This is a genomic window from Peribacillus asahii (assembly GCF_004006295.1).
In the GTDB taxonomy this organism is placed as follows: Bacteria; Bacillota; Bacilli; order Bacillales; family DSM-1321; genus Peribacillus; species Peribacillus asahii_A.
In genome coordinates this window covers 2,933,263-2,949,094 of sequence record NZ_CP026095.1, presented here as the reverse complement: position 1 = coordinate 2,949,094, position 15,832 = coordinate 2,933,263, and the positions used below count along the sequence as shown (strand labels likewise).

At 34.0% G+C, this 15,832-nt stretch carries 14 protein-coding genes; all 14 read right to left on the bottom strand.

Annotated elements, in window-relative coordinates; genetic code table 11:
* Window positions 1–25 precede the first annotated feature (25 nt).
* Window positions 26–223 carry a DUF5659 domain-containing protein gene (locus tag BAOM_RS14435; protein WP_127760870.1) on the bottom strand — a complete coding sequence of 66 codons (198 nt, stop codon included), beginning with the start codon at window positions 221–223 and terminating at the stop codon, window positions 26–28.
* Window positions 224–461: 238 nt separating this feature from the next.
* Complete coding sequence (locus BAOM_RS14430; RefSeq protein ID WP_127760869.1) at window positions 462–1,970, bottom strand: right-handed parallel beta-helix repeat-containing protein; 1,509 nt, start codon at window positions 1,968–1,970, stop codon at window positions 462–464.
* A 152-nt stretch (window positions 1,971–2,122) separates the two neighbouring features.
* Complete coding sequence (locus BAOM_RS14425; protein WP_164853251.1) at window positions 2,123–3,073, bottom strand: DUF2726 domain-containing protein; 951 nt, start codon at window positions 3,071–3,073, stop codon at window positions 2,123–2,125.
* A gap of 89 nt (window positions 3,074–3,162) precedes the next feature.
* Window positions 3,163–3,339 (bottom strand): DUF5659 domain-containing protein, encoded by a 177-nt coding sequence (locus BAOM_RS24545; protein WP_164853250.1) that lies wholly within the window; start codon window positions 3,337–3,339, stop codon window positions 3,163–3,165.
* Between the two features lie 32 nt (window positions 3,340–3,371).
* A complete protein-coding gene (locus tag BAOM_RS14420; protein ID WP_127760867.1) occupies window positions 3,372–3,623 on the bottom strand; it encodes a phage holin in 252 nt (83 codons plus the stop codon).
* A 13-nt stretch (window positions 3,624–3,636) separates the two neighbouring features.
* On the bottom strand, window positions 3,637–3,960 hold the full coding sequence (locus tag BAOM_RS14415; protein WP_127760866.1) for a thermonuclease family protein: 324 nt from the start codon (window positions 3,958–3,960) through the stop codon (window positions 3,637–3,639).
* 43 nt (window positions 3,961–4,003) lie between these two features.
* Window positions 4,004–4,810: a peptidoglycan recognition protein family protein gene (locus BAOM_RS14410; protein ID WP_127760865.1), complete on the bottom strand. Its 807-nt coding sequence runs from the start codon at window positions 4,808–4,810 to the stop codon at window positions 4,004–4,006.
* A gap of 35 nt (window positions 4,811–4,845) precedes the next feature.
* Window positions 4,846–6,018, bottom strand: coding sequence for a hypothetical protein (locus BAOM_RS14405; protein ID WP_127760864.1), 1,173 nt, complete (start codon window positions 6,016–6,018; stop codon window positions 4,846–4,848).
* Window positions 6,019–6,109: 91 nt separating this feature from the next.
* Window positions 6,110–6,289, bottom strand: coding sequence for a DUF5659 domain-containing protein (locus tag BAOM_RS14400; protein WP_127760863.1), 180 nt, complete (start codon window positions 6,287–6,289; stop codon window positions 6,110–6,112).
* Between the two features lie 31 nt (window positions 6,290–6,320).
* Window positions 6,321–6,713 (bottom strand): hypothetical protein, encoded by a 393-nt coding sequence (locus tag BAOM_RS14395; RefSeq protein WP_127760862.1) that lies wholly within the window; start codon window positions 6,711–6,713, stop codon window positions 6,321–6,323.
* A 311-nt stretch (window positions 6,714–7,024) separates the two neighbouring features.
* On the bottom strand, window positions 7,025–8,431 hold the full coding sequence (locus tag BAOM_RS14390; protein WP_127760861.1) for a right-handed parallel beta-helix repeat-containing protein: 1,407 nt from the start codon (window positions 8,429–8,431) through the stop codon (window positions 7,025–7,027).
* A gap of 197 nt (window positions 8,432–8,628) precedes the next feature.
* The gene (locus BAOM_RS14385; RefSeq protein ID WP_127760860.1) at window positions 8,629–12,258 is read right to left on the bottom strand and encodes a glycosyl hydrolase family 28-related protein; all 3,630 of its coding nucleotides are present in this window, start codon (window positions 12,256–12,258) and stop codon (window positions 8,629–8,631) included.
* 107 nt (window positions 12,259–12,365) lie between these two features.
* Window positions 12,366–12,521 (bottom strand): hypothetical protein, encoded by a 156-nt coding sequence (locus tag BAOM_RS24540; protein WP_164853249.1) that lies wholly within the window; start codon window positions 12,519–12,521, stop codon window positions 12,366–12,368.
* Window positions 12,522–12,539: 18 nt separating this feature from the next.
* On the bottom strand, window positions 12,540–15,818 hold the full coding sequence (locus BAOM_RS14380) for a phage tail spike protein (protein WP_127760859.1): 3,279 nt from the start codon (window positions 15,816–15,818) through the stop codon (window positions 12,540–12,542).
* Window positions 15,819–15,832: the final 14 nt, after the last annotated feature.

The window sequence follows — 15,832 nt, the reverse complement described above, 5'->3', positions numbered from 1 at the left end:
TTAAAATAATAAAAATTAAATAAATTTACTTGTTCTTATTGTCTGTATACATAGTCAACGCCTCTAAAAACTTAGGTGTACGTTCAAACACCCAATAGAATTTATCACTGCTAGGATTTTTATCTTTAAACAAATAATAAAACCCATTTGCTTTAAGAAAATGAAAAAGATGAATCGAATAGCAGTAAAACAAATCCTCTTTTTTGTAATTTTTTAATTCCATTACTAATCACTCCTTGTTTAATTTATTTAAGTAACCTGAAGGTAAAATAAAAACCCTTCATTCATCACACCTAAAATAGATGTAATGTAGAAGAATTCTTGTTTATATAATTTTATTTAATAAAAAATAAAAGTTTGTGAGATAGGGAAGAGGGGATCACTCCATTACCTCACAAACTTCTTAAGATAAAACCTACATTTTTTCGTGTTTATATGTCACTGCATACTCCGACTGTTCATTAAATGTTAACTTCCCATTTAAACGTTGCACCACTTCCTAAAGGGTTTTGGTCTACGTAAATTTTAAAGGTTGATGCTGTTACAGATAAAGGGTCTACCCAATATTTAAGCGCAGATCCTAAATTGTTAGTAGGCATCACAGTCACGTTGTTAATAGTCGGAATAGAATTAGCTCCATGAGTAACGGTTACCTCTGTACTTCCTGCCGCTATAGTCGCTGTTCCTGTTCGTCTACTAGCGTGTCCAAGACAGTCCCTATACCTCATATACTGTGTACTTGTCGGTTGGTCTAGCGTACTAAACGTTGTAATATTAGTTGAATCGTCACCTGCTAAACATTTAATGGAGTTTGTTCCGTACCCAGATCGTGGCGAAATGTTAGATAGATTAATTTTCAGCTTAACCGTATTTTCATATTTTACTCCGTACTCTGAATAGAATGTAATATCCGCTTTTATGTCAATATCTGTACCATCTGAAATGTAGATGCAGCTAAACGGTGACGTTGAATGTCCTAAAATAAACGAATCCGTAATTTTAATATTTCTAGGTCTATCCGTAGATGAAGCCCCTTTAGCGATTCGGATGGAAGGGTTAACCGTCCGAGATGAAATATAAGTACCTCCGCAAATAACTCCACCGTCTTGACCGTATATTTGAAGTGGTTTATCGCAATAATCAATCATACATCCGTCAATTGTGAAATGGTCAGTGTATTGTATAACGACTCCTTCGGTAACTCCCAACATGAGGCATTTGTGAAGATATAGTCCGCAACTGTAAGCTGCGTTCGCTCCAACAGAACCGTCATCCATCACGCCAATTCCCAATCCTTCTAAGAAAATACACATATCCACAAGAGTATTTACTGTGTCTTGTCGGTAAATCCCGTTCCCGCTCTTAAACGTACATTTTTCGATTGTGCCTTCTCTAGCTCCGTAAAAGTATAATCCGTATACACCGCTATTCATTTCAAATGCACATGTTTTAATATGAAAATCAAAGTTCATAGCTGCGGATAAAGCCATATTAAATTTAATTCCATTTCCTGCACCCTTGAAAGTAAATCCTTCTACTTCTAATTTTTTATGGTGTGTACGAAGAAATGACGGATTTGTAGTCGTGGCATTAATGACAGTTCCCACAAAAGTAACTAATTTTATCGGAATGTTAGGGAGGTTTACGCTCGTTCCGATATCATATTGGTTTTCCGCAAAAATTAATGTTGCTTTAACTTGAGGTGCAGGTATGCTATCTATAGCTCGTTGCACTCTACCTGTATCGTCTGTTTCGCCTGCCAATCGTTTGAAATTCTCTACTTTTATTCCTGTTATTCCCGAAAAAATGTCAATATCCTGCGTAGTTTCCGCCAACTGCGTTGTAATCTCTTCTGTATTTTGAGTTAAAACCCCAATTTCATTAGATGCTTCTACTAAAATCGCAGCCGTATCGTCTACTTTTTTAACAAAATCTTTATCTATCATATTTTTATCAATTCTATTTAACATTAATTTACCTCCTTGTCGCAAAATATGGTTCAAATGTATAAAAATTTAGAGTTAGAATAAACTAATAATCCAACTTAGAATCAACACAAAAGAGGGGAGAATCAGAATATCTGAAACTCCCTTTAATTATGTATTATTTTAAGTTTTCAATATTATCCAGTTTGTTCTGAGTCTGAAACACCTTTTGTTAAATATTGACTTAATATTTCCTCAATGTCGTCAAACCTCCAATAAGGGATGCGAAGTAAGGGAATGCTATTAGTTATACAATATGTATTTTTGATCTCATCCCGTTTCTTATTCTTTTCAAAAGATGCCATAGCCCAATCTTCGCCTTTTCCTGCAAAATCTACAGGTTTAAAGTGCTGTTCACCGTCATATTCAATGACACATATTAATCTTTTTTCCGAATCAAAAATCGCAAAATCAAATTTTAATTCATTTATATTTTTACAATCCTCAAATTTATATTGTGATTTATATTTAATCTCATTATCATTCAACCATTGCGAAATTTTCTTTTCACCTTTTGATTCATTGCAAAACGGACATCTAGACCCCTGTAAAAAATGATAAGGTTTAACATAATAATCACGTCCACAAATATTATGTTTTAGATTAATTTTAGTATCTGTATTTATATATTCACTTGAAATCTCATATTCATTGCCAACTAAATTAATCACTTCTTGTTTAAATTCTTCTGTTGTTTTCTTTTTGTTTCCATAGCAGTAACCGCATCTTTTCCCTTTATAGAAGTTGCTAGGTAAAACATCAAATGTATTATTACATATTACATGTTTCAATGTGACATGAGTAGAGCTATTTTTATACTCCCCAATTAATTCATATTCATTTTTTACCAATTCATAAAGTATATTTTTATAATCTTCCGTACTTCTTTTTATTCTTCCTGCGCATTTTGGACACCTTCTGCCTGTTAAAAAACTAGCAGGAGTTACTTCATATTCATGTTCGCATTCAGTATGTCTTAATTTTACTTTAGTATGTGTTTTAACATATTCACTTAAAACTTCATATTCATCTCCAACTAATTCGTATACTTCTTTAGTAAATTCAACATGTGTTTTCTTTTTCGACATTTCCGTCATTCCTCCATTTAGTGATTGTTAATTTGATGAAATAAAAAAGACCGCACAATAATGTACAGTCCTAAATTAATAATGTTAAATTATTTGATATTTTTATAATCTTCTACAATTTTTAATAAATCATTAGACTCATTAAAGTAAAATACGTTTCTATTAGAATTGTCTCTATTAGTTTTTTCCATTCGTTTTAACACAAAACCTTTTAACATAAGTGTTGCAGCTAAACGTTGACTAAAAACTATATATTCTTTTTTCATTTGATGTTGCCTCCATTTTGGAATAACTGCGCTTATTTAGGTTTTGTATATTTTAATGCCTCTTTACTATCTCCTAACCCAGATACAGTGGGGTCAACTACAACTCCAAGTAACACTAATATAGATAAAACCGTATTAAATAAATAAGTTAACTTGTCGCTAAACTCAACAGGAATATCATATCCAAATAAACTTGCAACTGCTTGTGCTGCTAACAATAACGCAGAGAATAAAGCTACAATGAAAGTTTTCTGTTTGAACCTAACTTTCCAGTTAATATTCATAATATACACCTCCTTAATCTAATTTTCCGTTATTATGATTAGAAGGGGAGTAGACTTCTGCTACGCCTTCTTTTAGCATTTTCCCATTGATGTTTTCCCCATCTTCAAATACAGTAGCGATTAATCTACCGTAAATATCGAAATGCTTAGGATCAATTTGAATTTCATCACCTACTGATAATTGTTGTTCCATCCATGCTTTTGCTTTTAATCCCAACTCACGCTCAATCCCCTTCGTCTCGAAAGCATCGACAAAATCTAAACGTAGCGATAATTTAGGAATTTCAATCTGAAGAGTGTCACCATCAGTAATTTTTAAGATTCTAGCTGTAATCATTATATAAATTCCTCTCCTGTTTCAATCTAGTTGTTATGTAATTTTATTTGAGTTGTTCTAACATTTCCTTGCGTGTCTTATCTCCATAAATACCATCATAAGGTTTGATTCCGCACATTTTTTGAAATCTTAACACAGCATCTTGAGTTTGTGATCCGTAAATCCCGTCTGCTTTTCCAACTTTAAAATTCAGTTCATTTAAAGCTTCTTGGATTTGTTTAACTGCATTATCTTTGTCACCTTTTTTATAGACCCCATTAGGAAGTTTAATGTCAGTTGAATCACTCTTAGATGTTGTAGCAGATTTTACTTTAGTTGGAGTAGGGGAGTATGATTTCTTTACTACTTCACCATTTAAACTATCTAACTCTTTCTCAATTTCCTTTTTGAAACTACTCCATCTACCTTCATCTAAGATACGATGAGGACAGAATTTACCACTCCAATCTTGATGCTTTCTAACTCTTTCAATTCCCCAACTACGTTCTTTAAGTAATTGAGCAATAAACTTAATCGCTAAATCCTCAGCCTTTCTGTAACGTTCTCCACCTGATTTAGAGTAACAAATTTCAACTCCAATGGATGTACGATTACCTGAATTTGAACCTGATCCATCTCCACAATGCCAAGCATTACGATTCTCAGGAACAGCTTGAATAACCTCTTTATCATCTACAGCATAGTGGAATGAAACGCTATTGTTATTACTATTCATGTATTTAACTTCATTTGCAGCAGGAGCATCGTTGTATGTGTTATGTATTGTGATATATTTAGCAGCCATTGAATAGGGACATTTGACATTATATTTACTTGAGGACACTAGATTCTTTTTAATTTCAATAGTCATAATTAATCATCCTTTCTTCGTAAACACTACATGTTTTATAAAACTAAAAAAGAAGCCTTATCGACTTCTGTGTGTTTATTATATATAATTTTATTTAATATATCTTCAATTTCATCAAGTTTCCAATAGGGAATACGATAAAGTGGTATATTATTGTCTGTACAATACATATTCTTAATTTGATCTTTTAATTGCTGTACTTTAAATACTTCTTCTCCGCCAAAGTGTTCTTGTGGTTCAAAATGTTGAATACCATCATATTCAATTAAAAATAACAATTCTTTTTCTTTGAATATGGCAAAATCAAATGGTAAGGTGTTTTTATATTTACAATCATCGAATCTATACTGAGGTACGTATTTGATATTATAATTATCTAAACATTTTGAGATTAAAGTTTCGCCTTTAGGGGCGTTGCATTTAGGACATCTCGTACCCTGTAAGAAACTGTATGGAGCAACATCCCATTGGTCGTATCCACATTTATTATGTTTTATTGTAATTTTAGTTTTAGCACTCACGTATTCACCTAAAACTTGATATTCAATTCCAACCAGTCGAAATACTTCTTGTTCAAATTTACTATTAGATTTTGTCTTTTTCTCTTTACGGATGCCATTTGCACATTTTGGACATCTGCGTCCATTTAATAAAAAACTCTTAGGTATAACATTCCACTCATCATATCCACAAATATTGTGCTTCATTTTGACTTTAGTTTTGGCATTCTTATATATTCCAAGTACAGTGTATTCATCACCAACGAGACTATAAACCTCTTGCTTAAACTCTTCGTGGTTCTTTTTCATTTTACCACTACACTTATAACATTTATTACCTCTCAAGAAATTATCAGGAGTTACCATCCAATCATCACAACCACATAAGGTATGTCTCATTTTAATTGGCGTTTTGTTGTTTATGTACTCTCCTAAAACTTCATATTCACTACCTGTTAATTTAAACACTTCTTGTTTAAATTCCTCAGTAGTCTTTTTTATATTACCTGAACACTTGGGACATCTGCTTCCTGAGTTTACAAAACCACTCGGAATAACATTCCATTCATAATTATTACAGGATTCATTATTGTGTCTTATTTTTATTTTTATCTGTGCGTTTTTGTAAGTCTCTAAAACAGCATACTCGTCACCAACCAGTTCTTTAACTTCCTGTACAAACTCTTCGTGCGTTTTCTTTCTTGGCATTTTACTAATTCCTCCTATTAGATAATAAATATTTGACAAACAAAAAGAGGTTACGATAATCGCAACCTCTTACAACGTGAAATTATTAAATTTACTTCTTGATTGATTTAAATTCTTCAACTTTACTGAGTAAATCTTCAGATTCATTAAAAAAGAATATGTTTAAATTTGATCCCTGTTTATCTGATTTACCCATTCGCTTCAAAGGGAACTTGTTCATCATTAAGTAACCTGCAAGCTGATTTGAAAACACTATGTATTCTTTTTTCATATTTGATATTCTCCTGATAATTTAATCCAGTTTATTTTATTCCAAATTTATATAATAAATAAGCTACTATAAGAGTCGGTAGTCCAGTCCATAATATATGCTTAAATAACTTAGCGAAATCAATCTTAGATTCATCTGCTTTCTTCTCGATGTCTTCAACTCGATTTCCTATCTGTATAACTTCACTTTGCAGGCGTTGTTGGCTCACATTTAAATTAGTTAAATTTTCATCAACTCGATCTAACGTTTCAGCGAATTTCTCCATTTGAACATTCTGTTTCTCATTAGACTCAATCTGCATTTTAAGTAGAGTATTCATTTCAACTTGTAAATCATTTTTAGTAGCTTGTATATCTAATTGTTTAGAATGATTTTCAACTTTAGCTTCAAGTTTAGATAGTCTTCCATTCAAGTCCTCACTCAAATTAAACACTCCTATATAATGTTATTGTCTTTCCACCTCATTTTTGATATAATAATAGAGGCTTAGTAAAGCTAAATAAGACTGCAACTCTACCCACTTTGAGAATGCAGTCTTATTTTTATGTAATTTTATTCATTTAAAATGTCAATTTTATTATATGTATATATTTTTAGTTTCTATAAGCGAAAACACTGGTGAATAGAGTAGGGGAGAGATTGTGAAATTAGCTAATGTATATTTATTCAGTAGTTTGTATGTTTATACATTTAAAGTTACACTAAATTCACTTCACAGTATCTTCCTACTGGGTGTTACCAAGTAGCGATTGCAACTCGTTTCCATGTATTCGCAGTATGACACACGTACATATAATTCGCATCAGCCGACCAGTCACCAGGAGTCCCTGTTGCGGTTGCTGAAGCTGGCACTGCTACGAAACGGGACATATTCCCTGTACGTCCTGCGTTATCTCGATGTTTTAAAATATTATCCGCACTATCAAGAAATGACGTATTATTGGTTGCACTTGCTGTTACTGGCGTAAATCCAATAGGTAAATGAAACATGAACCTCGTTAGAGTTGAGTTTACATCAAAGATATTCTTATTGTCGGTTACGTTTCTTAAACGAAAAGCTCCTGCGTTAAAAACCCCGTTATCAAACTCGTAATTTTTCCCCGAAGATGGTCCTCCGTTGTCGTGAATTGTTAATTTCCTTGTGAATCCCGATTGGTGCTGAATAAACCATGAAGTTCTAGCGTTTGCGTGAACGCTTGGGTATATTGCAGCGTAAAAAGTTGCTATCCATATACCGTAAGAAGATGAAGCATCTATTGTTGAAAAATTCCCAACACCTTCTTCAACATATGGCATATAGTAAACATTTGATATACCGTTATCATAAAACCCTCCACCAGTATTTTGAGACGCATGGCAATTAAATAATATGCTATGTCGTGCAGTATTATAAAAGCCCCAATCACCATTACCCGTTGCGTCACATTTATGGAGTGTTAAAACATTATTATCAACTCCACCCGATAAGCTAAACCCTCTTCCTTTATTTTGGTACGAGCGCACATTTTCCAAATTGCACAAATTTACATTCCCATTCGTTGAATCAATATTTATACCATGTCTACCAAAACCTTGTACAAGTACGTTGCGAATCGTTACTCGATTTGAACCAAGAACAATGCCATCATCTGTTCCTAACGTTGTAGACAGCGAATGGAGACAAAGGTTTTCAATAACAGTAAAGGCAGAATCATTTGTTTGCGTCGTAATACCTTTAACACCAGCTGGAAAACGCAAAACAGTCTTAGATGTAGAGTGGAATAAGCTAGAACCAGCACCGTGTATATGTTTTCTCGTTGTTAATACAGGGAAACTGGACATAAAGAAGATTCCGTCGGGTATAAAAATGTCATCAGCATCATTCACGGCTTGTTGCATCGGGATTTCCCAGTCCCAATTTACAGGGTCAGGAATCATCGCTTTATTTGGAATCAGATTCTCATACTCTTTTAAATTTACTCTACCTGCTGTTTTATTAGTGATTTGAATCTCGGTTTCCGCCAACTGGGTGCTTACTGCTGCCAATTCGTCATCATGATCATTTAGCTTTGTTGCATGATTATTCAAAGTTGAAACACTGTCATCTACCTGTTGCACAAACTCTTGGTCAATCATGTGCCGTTTGATTCTCTTTAACCCCATATTTTTTCCTCCTTTTTAATTATAGTAGAAAAATGTTTATTTATTCCTAAATAATAAAAATATGACGCTCAAAACCCTTGATTTTACTAGGTTTTGAACGCCATCTTTTCTGATAAAATTGTTCTTTTATTCGATTGTCGATTTTTATGTATTTACATTAATTTAGTTATTATCGTACAGTTTGTTCCGACTGTGTGTTAAACAACTGTACCCATTTGGTCTACCCAACCAGTTCCAGTCCATGTTATATTTTTATTTCTCGATTCATCAAAAGTTGTAAATCCTTTGTATGGTGGAGTTTGTGTTATTGCTTCTTTTGATGTTACGGACTTACTTAATAATGGTTTAGCTAGAAGTAGGAGTGTTGCTTTATCTGTGACAGTATCTAAATCCAAGGTTACGTCTAATGGACTTCTGCGAGATGTCGCACTCGGTAAAGAAAAATCTATCTCTACAACCAAACTAGATAATAATGGTTCAATATAGAGATAAGTTGCACTTTTATAAACATTACAGAATGCTGATGTACCGTTTTGTTGTGTCATATTTACAGTCAATGTTCCTGCGCTTGAATTGTATTTCAGTTCATAAAGTTCAAAATCTCCTGTATTAGCAGATACTTTTAAAGTTCCACTATAATTAGCGTTTATCTTGTGTAATTTATTGACTTGATTAGCGATACCGAAAGATTTAGAAAACTTAAAGTCACTTGATGCACCGTATTGATTAGAATATTTTGTATCTGTGCTGTCTCTCGTGAATCCTGTTACATTGTTATCTTTGTACACTGGAGAAACAATGTTCGTCCTTTGGTTGCTAGAACTAATATTCGTGCCAGCGTAATCAAATATCATTTGGTTGTTTTCTAAGTTCAATCCAACACCAGATAACCAAATAGCGTAAGCTAGACCTGACTGATTCACATAACTGTTTTTTATAATGTTATTTTTGAATGACATAACTCTTGTTCCTGTGAGCTTAAAGCAACCCAACGCTCCTGTAGAGCCGAGAGGTACATCCTCTAAATCAACTAGAATCGTATTTCGTTCAAAGACATCCAGTTTCCCATCTACTTTATCTGTGTTTACTCCAAAATCAAAATGATAATTAGTTGACAACCCCTCAGTATCAAACTTAAATAAGTTATCATAATACTTTACACCGTACTGTGAAAATCCTAGTCCGCAGTTTATAAAGACATTCCCTTTTACGACGTTATTTACACAACTATCATCTCTAACCGTTGTAACACCTTTATTTACAAACGTACACTGCTCTACAGTTATATTACTACCTCTAAAAGACAAAGCAAGTCCGCTAACAGCATTACTGTCAAATTTCGCATTTTTAATAGCTACATTATAACTTTCATGTGCATCTGCCTCTACGTCAATTCCTGCTTTTGGTAGAGTGCCTCTTAATACTCCTGTAAACGAATAATTTCCGCCATCCACAACGCAATCATTCACACTGGATATAGTCATACCTTGTCTGTAATTATAATAACAATTACAGTTCACCACTCTAACATTAGACAGTGATGTTGTTTCATTTCCAAACAAGAAAACACCATCCATCATCGAATAGTTACTCTCAACGTCTTGCAAGGTGATATTTTCCCCAAACTTAATATAAATGTTTGATCTATCAGCGTACCCTTTTCCTGTGTTGTAATCACCGAGTACAGGTTCTCTAAATTGCGACCTGCCATCAATTTTTAAACCTTCGATACGCAAATTAGTACAGTTTTCAAATGTTAATATGGAGTTATTTCTACACTCCCCGTTGTTATCATGTGATTGTATGGTCGCACCGTATCCCGAAATAGTCAGATTATCATAATCTTTGAAGATAAATCGTATATCTCTACCTATGTCAACAGGATGTTCTGCATCTTCAAGTGGTCTGTTAGGGTAACTCGGATTAGGTGTGTACGAATATCCTGTCGTTACTCCATCCCCATGTAGATAAACCCCAGGTGGGAATAGTAGTTTACCACCTGTTTTTGGAAGTGTTGCTATAGCATTTTGAATCGCTACACTGTCATCTGTTACCCCGTCACCTTTTGCTCCAAAGGATTTCACATCGACAGTCACAATGTTTTTGATTTGTTGAATAGTTTCCGCCAACTGGGACGTAAGAGAAGTAATATCACTTGCATGACTATTCAACTCTGTTGTATGATTACCCAAAGTTTCCGCATGAGTATTCAATGCAACTTCCACATCAGTTCCAATAGGGAGTCGTTTACCGAAATATCTTACTTTAACTTCCGTCCCTAACGGCACACCCTCGCTTAATGTGATCTGGTTATTTGCACTTTCAGTAAAGTTATCACCTGAATCTTGAGGTACACCATCTACATAAACTTCAACCTTGTCTTGTAGTTGGTCATATATAGTTTGCAAAGTGAATACAGTTTGACCTTCAACTGCAATGAAATCTTCAGTGTAGATAGATTGATTATTAAATTTGTTAATTTCATCTGTGTGATTATCAACAACAGTTTGAATATCCGAAGCTAGGGGGAGGGCTTCGCTGAAATATTTTACTTCAACAACCGTTCCAGCAGATACAGGGTCATTCAATATAATTGTATTAGAATTCGCTTCTTCATAATTATCAGGTGTTCTTTGTGGAACTCCACCAACTGTTACAGTTGTTCTATTTTGGAATTGGTCATACGGATATGATAATGTGAAAATTGTTTGACCTTCAGTTGCGATGAATTTATCTTTATGTACAACTACATTTCCGTTCGAATCCGCACCTTTGCGACTTAGCAACCCCCAAAACTCATTTCCCGTTGCGATTAGAGGATCTGGAGGAGTGTTATTTGTACTCGTTTTCTTACAGATGTAAGAATTCCCGTTAAGACTGACAATATTATTTGGTTTATATGTAGTCGTAGTGTTATAAGGTTCAATGAATTTAGTATTGTTTGTAAGAGTGTTCAAGTCTGTAAGAGCAGTTGCAGCAAATTGCTGTCTCGCTGTTTCTTGTGATTCTCTTACTGCTTCAGCACTAACCCTTGAATTCTCACTTGAAATCCTTGTATTCTCGTTTGAGATTCGGACATCTTCTGTTGCTTCTCTATCTGCTTCATCAAGAATTCTCTGAGATTCATTTTCTTCACGTTCATTCTCGGCAGTAACCCTTGATGACTCATTGCTTATGCGAATATTCTCAGCGTTAATTCTTTCTAGCTCATTTACTTTTCTTGTTGATTCTGAATTTTTTCTCTCTGTTTCGTCTAAACCTCTCTGATTTTCAGTAGAGATACGAGTATTTTCACTTGAAACACGAATTTCTTCTTCTGCATTAACATCAGTATTAGTTTGAATTACAGTTTGTCTAGCTACTTCAGTTTCATCAATTTTGTCGGTAGCTTCTTGTAATTTATCTTGAACTGATTGTCTATCTGTTGCTAAGTCTGCTTTGGATTTATCTACTAAACCTTTAAGTGTTTCAACGACAGTTCCATTTTCCTGTTCTGTATAAACCATCGAACTTGGGATAAAATGTTGACCCATACCCTCATAGGAAAATGCTAATTGTTTACCTGCATTGGAGATATTAAAGGTTACAGCTTTCCCACCCTTGTAATCTACCAAATATTCATTAGCCTTTGGAACACCTTTTTTAATTTCGAACCAAGTCTTATTGTCTCCACTAACTGAAACTCCATTAAACTTAGAGGGCATTTCTGTTAGTATAACTTTACCATGCGGATCAATAACCAAGGATTCGTCTATATGCACATAAGGAGACTCTGAATTTCCTTGTCTGCGAGATATAATTATTTGATCATCATAATCGAACGTCATTAAATAACCTCCTTATTTAAAAATAAAAAAATAAACACTCGAAAAACCCTGTAAAATAAGGCTTTTTGAGCGTCCATTTTCCGTTAAAATTCAACTTTTATTTAATTTTATTTACTTAATTCTACTTGCTCACCAGTAGTAGGGGAGTTAGCTTGTAACTCTTCAATCACTGCTTTGAGAAAAATATTCTCTCGATTTAATTGAGCTACCATTCTGTCATATTGCTCTACAATCTTATTAAAATCTTTAACTTGAATATCCATTTAATGTTTCCTCCTTGTTTATCCTTCTAAAGCTATAAGTCTTTGTTCTAATTCCTCAATTTTTGTTTGCTGCTCTTTAACTAAGGGGATGAGTAGTACCCATAATCGACTGTACTCCAATCCTTCCACTTCACGATTTCCGTTTTCATCAGGTGCGCCATATGTAACAAACTCACTCAATCCAACAGCCTCTACATCTTCCGCAATTAAACCTGTATGGGTTTCCATGTATGGAATATCTATCATTTCAGGAACTTCTTGCGGTTCCACTGGATTCCCTTCGATATCTACAGGACTTATTTTCGTTAAATATTCTGCATATTGTTCTGTAGCTGTTTTATCGAACCACGTTTTGGGAGTTAAATCTAAGATATTTTTAGATTTAGATACATTATACTCTTCAATGTTTAACTTATATTTAGAAGCTGAAGTGGATCGACCTAGTGTACCAAAAGAAGTAATGTATATATTTGCATCAGAGCTGTACGTTCGGTTGTAGATAGTAGTAGATTGAAAAAATTGTTGACCATCCCAACCCATAGCTAAACTACCACCCTCACGACCATAGAAAATATCAGCAGTTACACTGTTAAAAACAGGACTGCTTGAAATACCAGTAGAGTATCCTTGTTGTTGAACCCATGTTTGAGTAGCTACAGCACCTTGATTTGCAAAGATATCCCCCGTTACAACTAAATCTCCACCAGCGATAAGCGCACCTTTAGAAGCTATATACTCTGCTTCGATATTACCGTGAGAAATAACATCTCGACATCGTAAATTTCGGTATGAATAACTACCGACAGCACCGTCACTAGGTAATCCAAATGCGTCAACGACCCGAACTTCTCCACCTTGTAACGTTCCCAAATAAACGTTTTTATTGACGGTAGCTAATGCTGTGGATGTGACTAGATTAGCATCCATGCTGTATTTTTGAGCACCTTGGTTGTCATATCCTACAATCCCATTTGGACTTACGGTTACATAAGCTCCTAACGAGCTTTCTACTTTCATACTTCCAGCATTTATAGTTAGACTGGTATTTTTATCACTAGATTTAATTATAGAACCAATAATCGTTCCACTAAACTCACCACTTTTAGCTACCATTTCCCCTGATGAATTCACAGTGAAATTACCGTTACCAATATTGATACTTCCACCCGTGATATCAGTAGCTTCCATCGTACCACCAATAATTTTACCTGCGGACACTGTACCTGAAAACGTACCGTCAGCACCAGAGAGAGTACCTGAGAAGGTTAAATTACCATTTGTATCAGCGTAAAATTTATCTTTCCATTGACCATAGACATCTTTTGCTTGTATTTTAATTCCATCCGAAACATTAATTCCGATTTTAACTTTGTCATCTGAACGAGTGATATTGAACCCATTTCCATCTATAGTGTAAGTTCCAGATTGATTCTCAATTACTAAATTTACTCCTGTAATCAGTTTTCCCATTACCACTTCGGCTACAATTTTGTCAGGTTTTATTGCAGTCTTCCAAGTGTTGCCACCATCCATAGTTAAAGCTAAAACTCCTGATTGAGCAATTAACTGTTTTAACGGGTCATCTGGATTTGTAATTACGATACCTCTACCTGAAATGCTAATCGAATTATTAACCCCTGCGGATATTTCTCTTTTCGTAGCATCCCACTCAGAGTTTATAATTTCATTAACTTCTCCCATCTTTTTTGCACTTTCATTCCATTTATACTTAGACATATCTAGAGAGGTAGAAGTGGAGTAGGAGTCATAGATTTTCTTGGCTAATTTTGTAGCCTCATCTAAAATATCAGCAGTGTTTGAAATAGTTAAACTGATATTGTCTGATTCATAATCAAAATGAATTTCTATAATTTTAGCTGTGATATTTACACCCAATAGCTCGTAATTAATCGTTACTGTATCACCAATAGATAGCTTATTCCAATTACGCTGCTCCTCAATGACATTTAGAAAATTAATGATATCAATGTTAAATGTAGTCTTAGGTGCTTTCAGTTCCTCAAAGCGTCTAATGGCTTCATCATATAAATCTTGCTCATCAATAAAGTTATCATCTTGCCAAGTTTTTTCAATAATGAAATCGTTACGCTCTTTAATCTCATCTACTGTAAAGTTATTTTCAACAGCTATTTCAGCTCTCAATGCAGAAATATTATTGTTTACAGTAGTAATTTGAGCTTTTACATTATTAATCTCAGTCTGCTTATTGGCGATCTCATTATTTTTAGTTGTTTTTTGAGCATCTAAAGTAGAAGTATCTTCTTCCATACCTTTAGCAATATAAATTTTATCTTCAATGATATTTAACTCATTTTGTAAAGTTGTCATTTCCGTTTCTTTTGTGAAAAGGGTGGTTTGGTGTTGTTCTAATTGCGTCAAGTAGCTCTTGAATGTAGGCTTTCTTGCTACAATTAAATCCTGATACTTAATCTGTGCCTTACATAAGTTATCTGACATATAATAGGAATGACTAATAATATTTTCGTTTTCATCCATTTTGAAAGGGTACAAGAAGTATGAGAAATTTTCAAGAAAGGTAGTACCTGTCATATTTAAATTCTGTATACTTAGATTCTCATTGCCAAACACATGAAAACGAGTAACCATTTCATCTGAATTAGATTGTCTGCTTAATGTTTGAAGATATTTTCCATATGAAAGTCTTAATCCTTTATTTGTACCAATACTTTCTTCTTTCTTTAAGCTAACTGAACGATTAACTGTATTGAATTCAACTACTGTAGCGAATGTATCCGCCACTTGAAAAATAAAGTCCAGCACGGTAGATTCAGATACTTCAAATGATCGGAAGCGAATATCAAAGTCACTATCTATATAACCGATTCCCCATGTGCTACCCAATAATGCTGTATTAAGTATACTAGTTGCATTTACAGACGTTTCTTCTAGTCCCCTGATTAATTTGTCATTGAGTTGCCATGCTAACGAATAACAGTGTACATTTTTATCATCTTTGGTTTCATCTGAACTATCAGTTACATCGTTAATTATGTACCATTCGATTAAATTACCTAATTCTAGTTTAATTAAGTATCTATCTTTTAACTTGTCTATATTTGGATTTCCAACTAACTCATGTTTATCCTCTACAAGATAAGGAATAGTAAAACTTAGTTCGCTTACTTTTCCTAAAAAAACATCATGTTTAATATTATACGCTTCTGTTAATTCTCCAATTTTTACTCTGTTCGGTTTGCAAATGGATAACTTAGGTTTTTGAGGTTTTAACGATAAGTCTATTGTTCCTAATCTCAAATTTTTATCCTCCT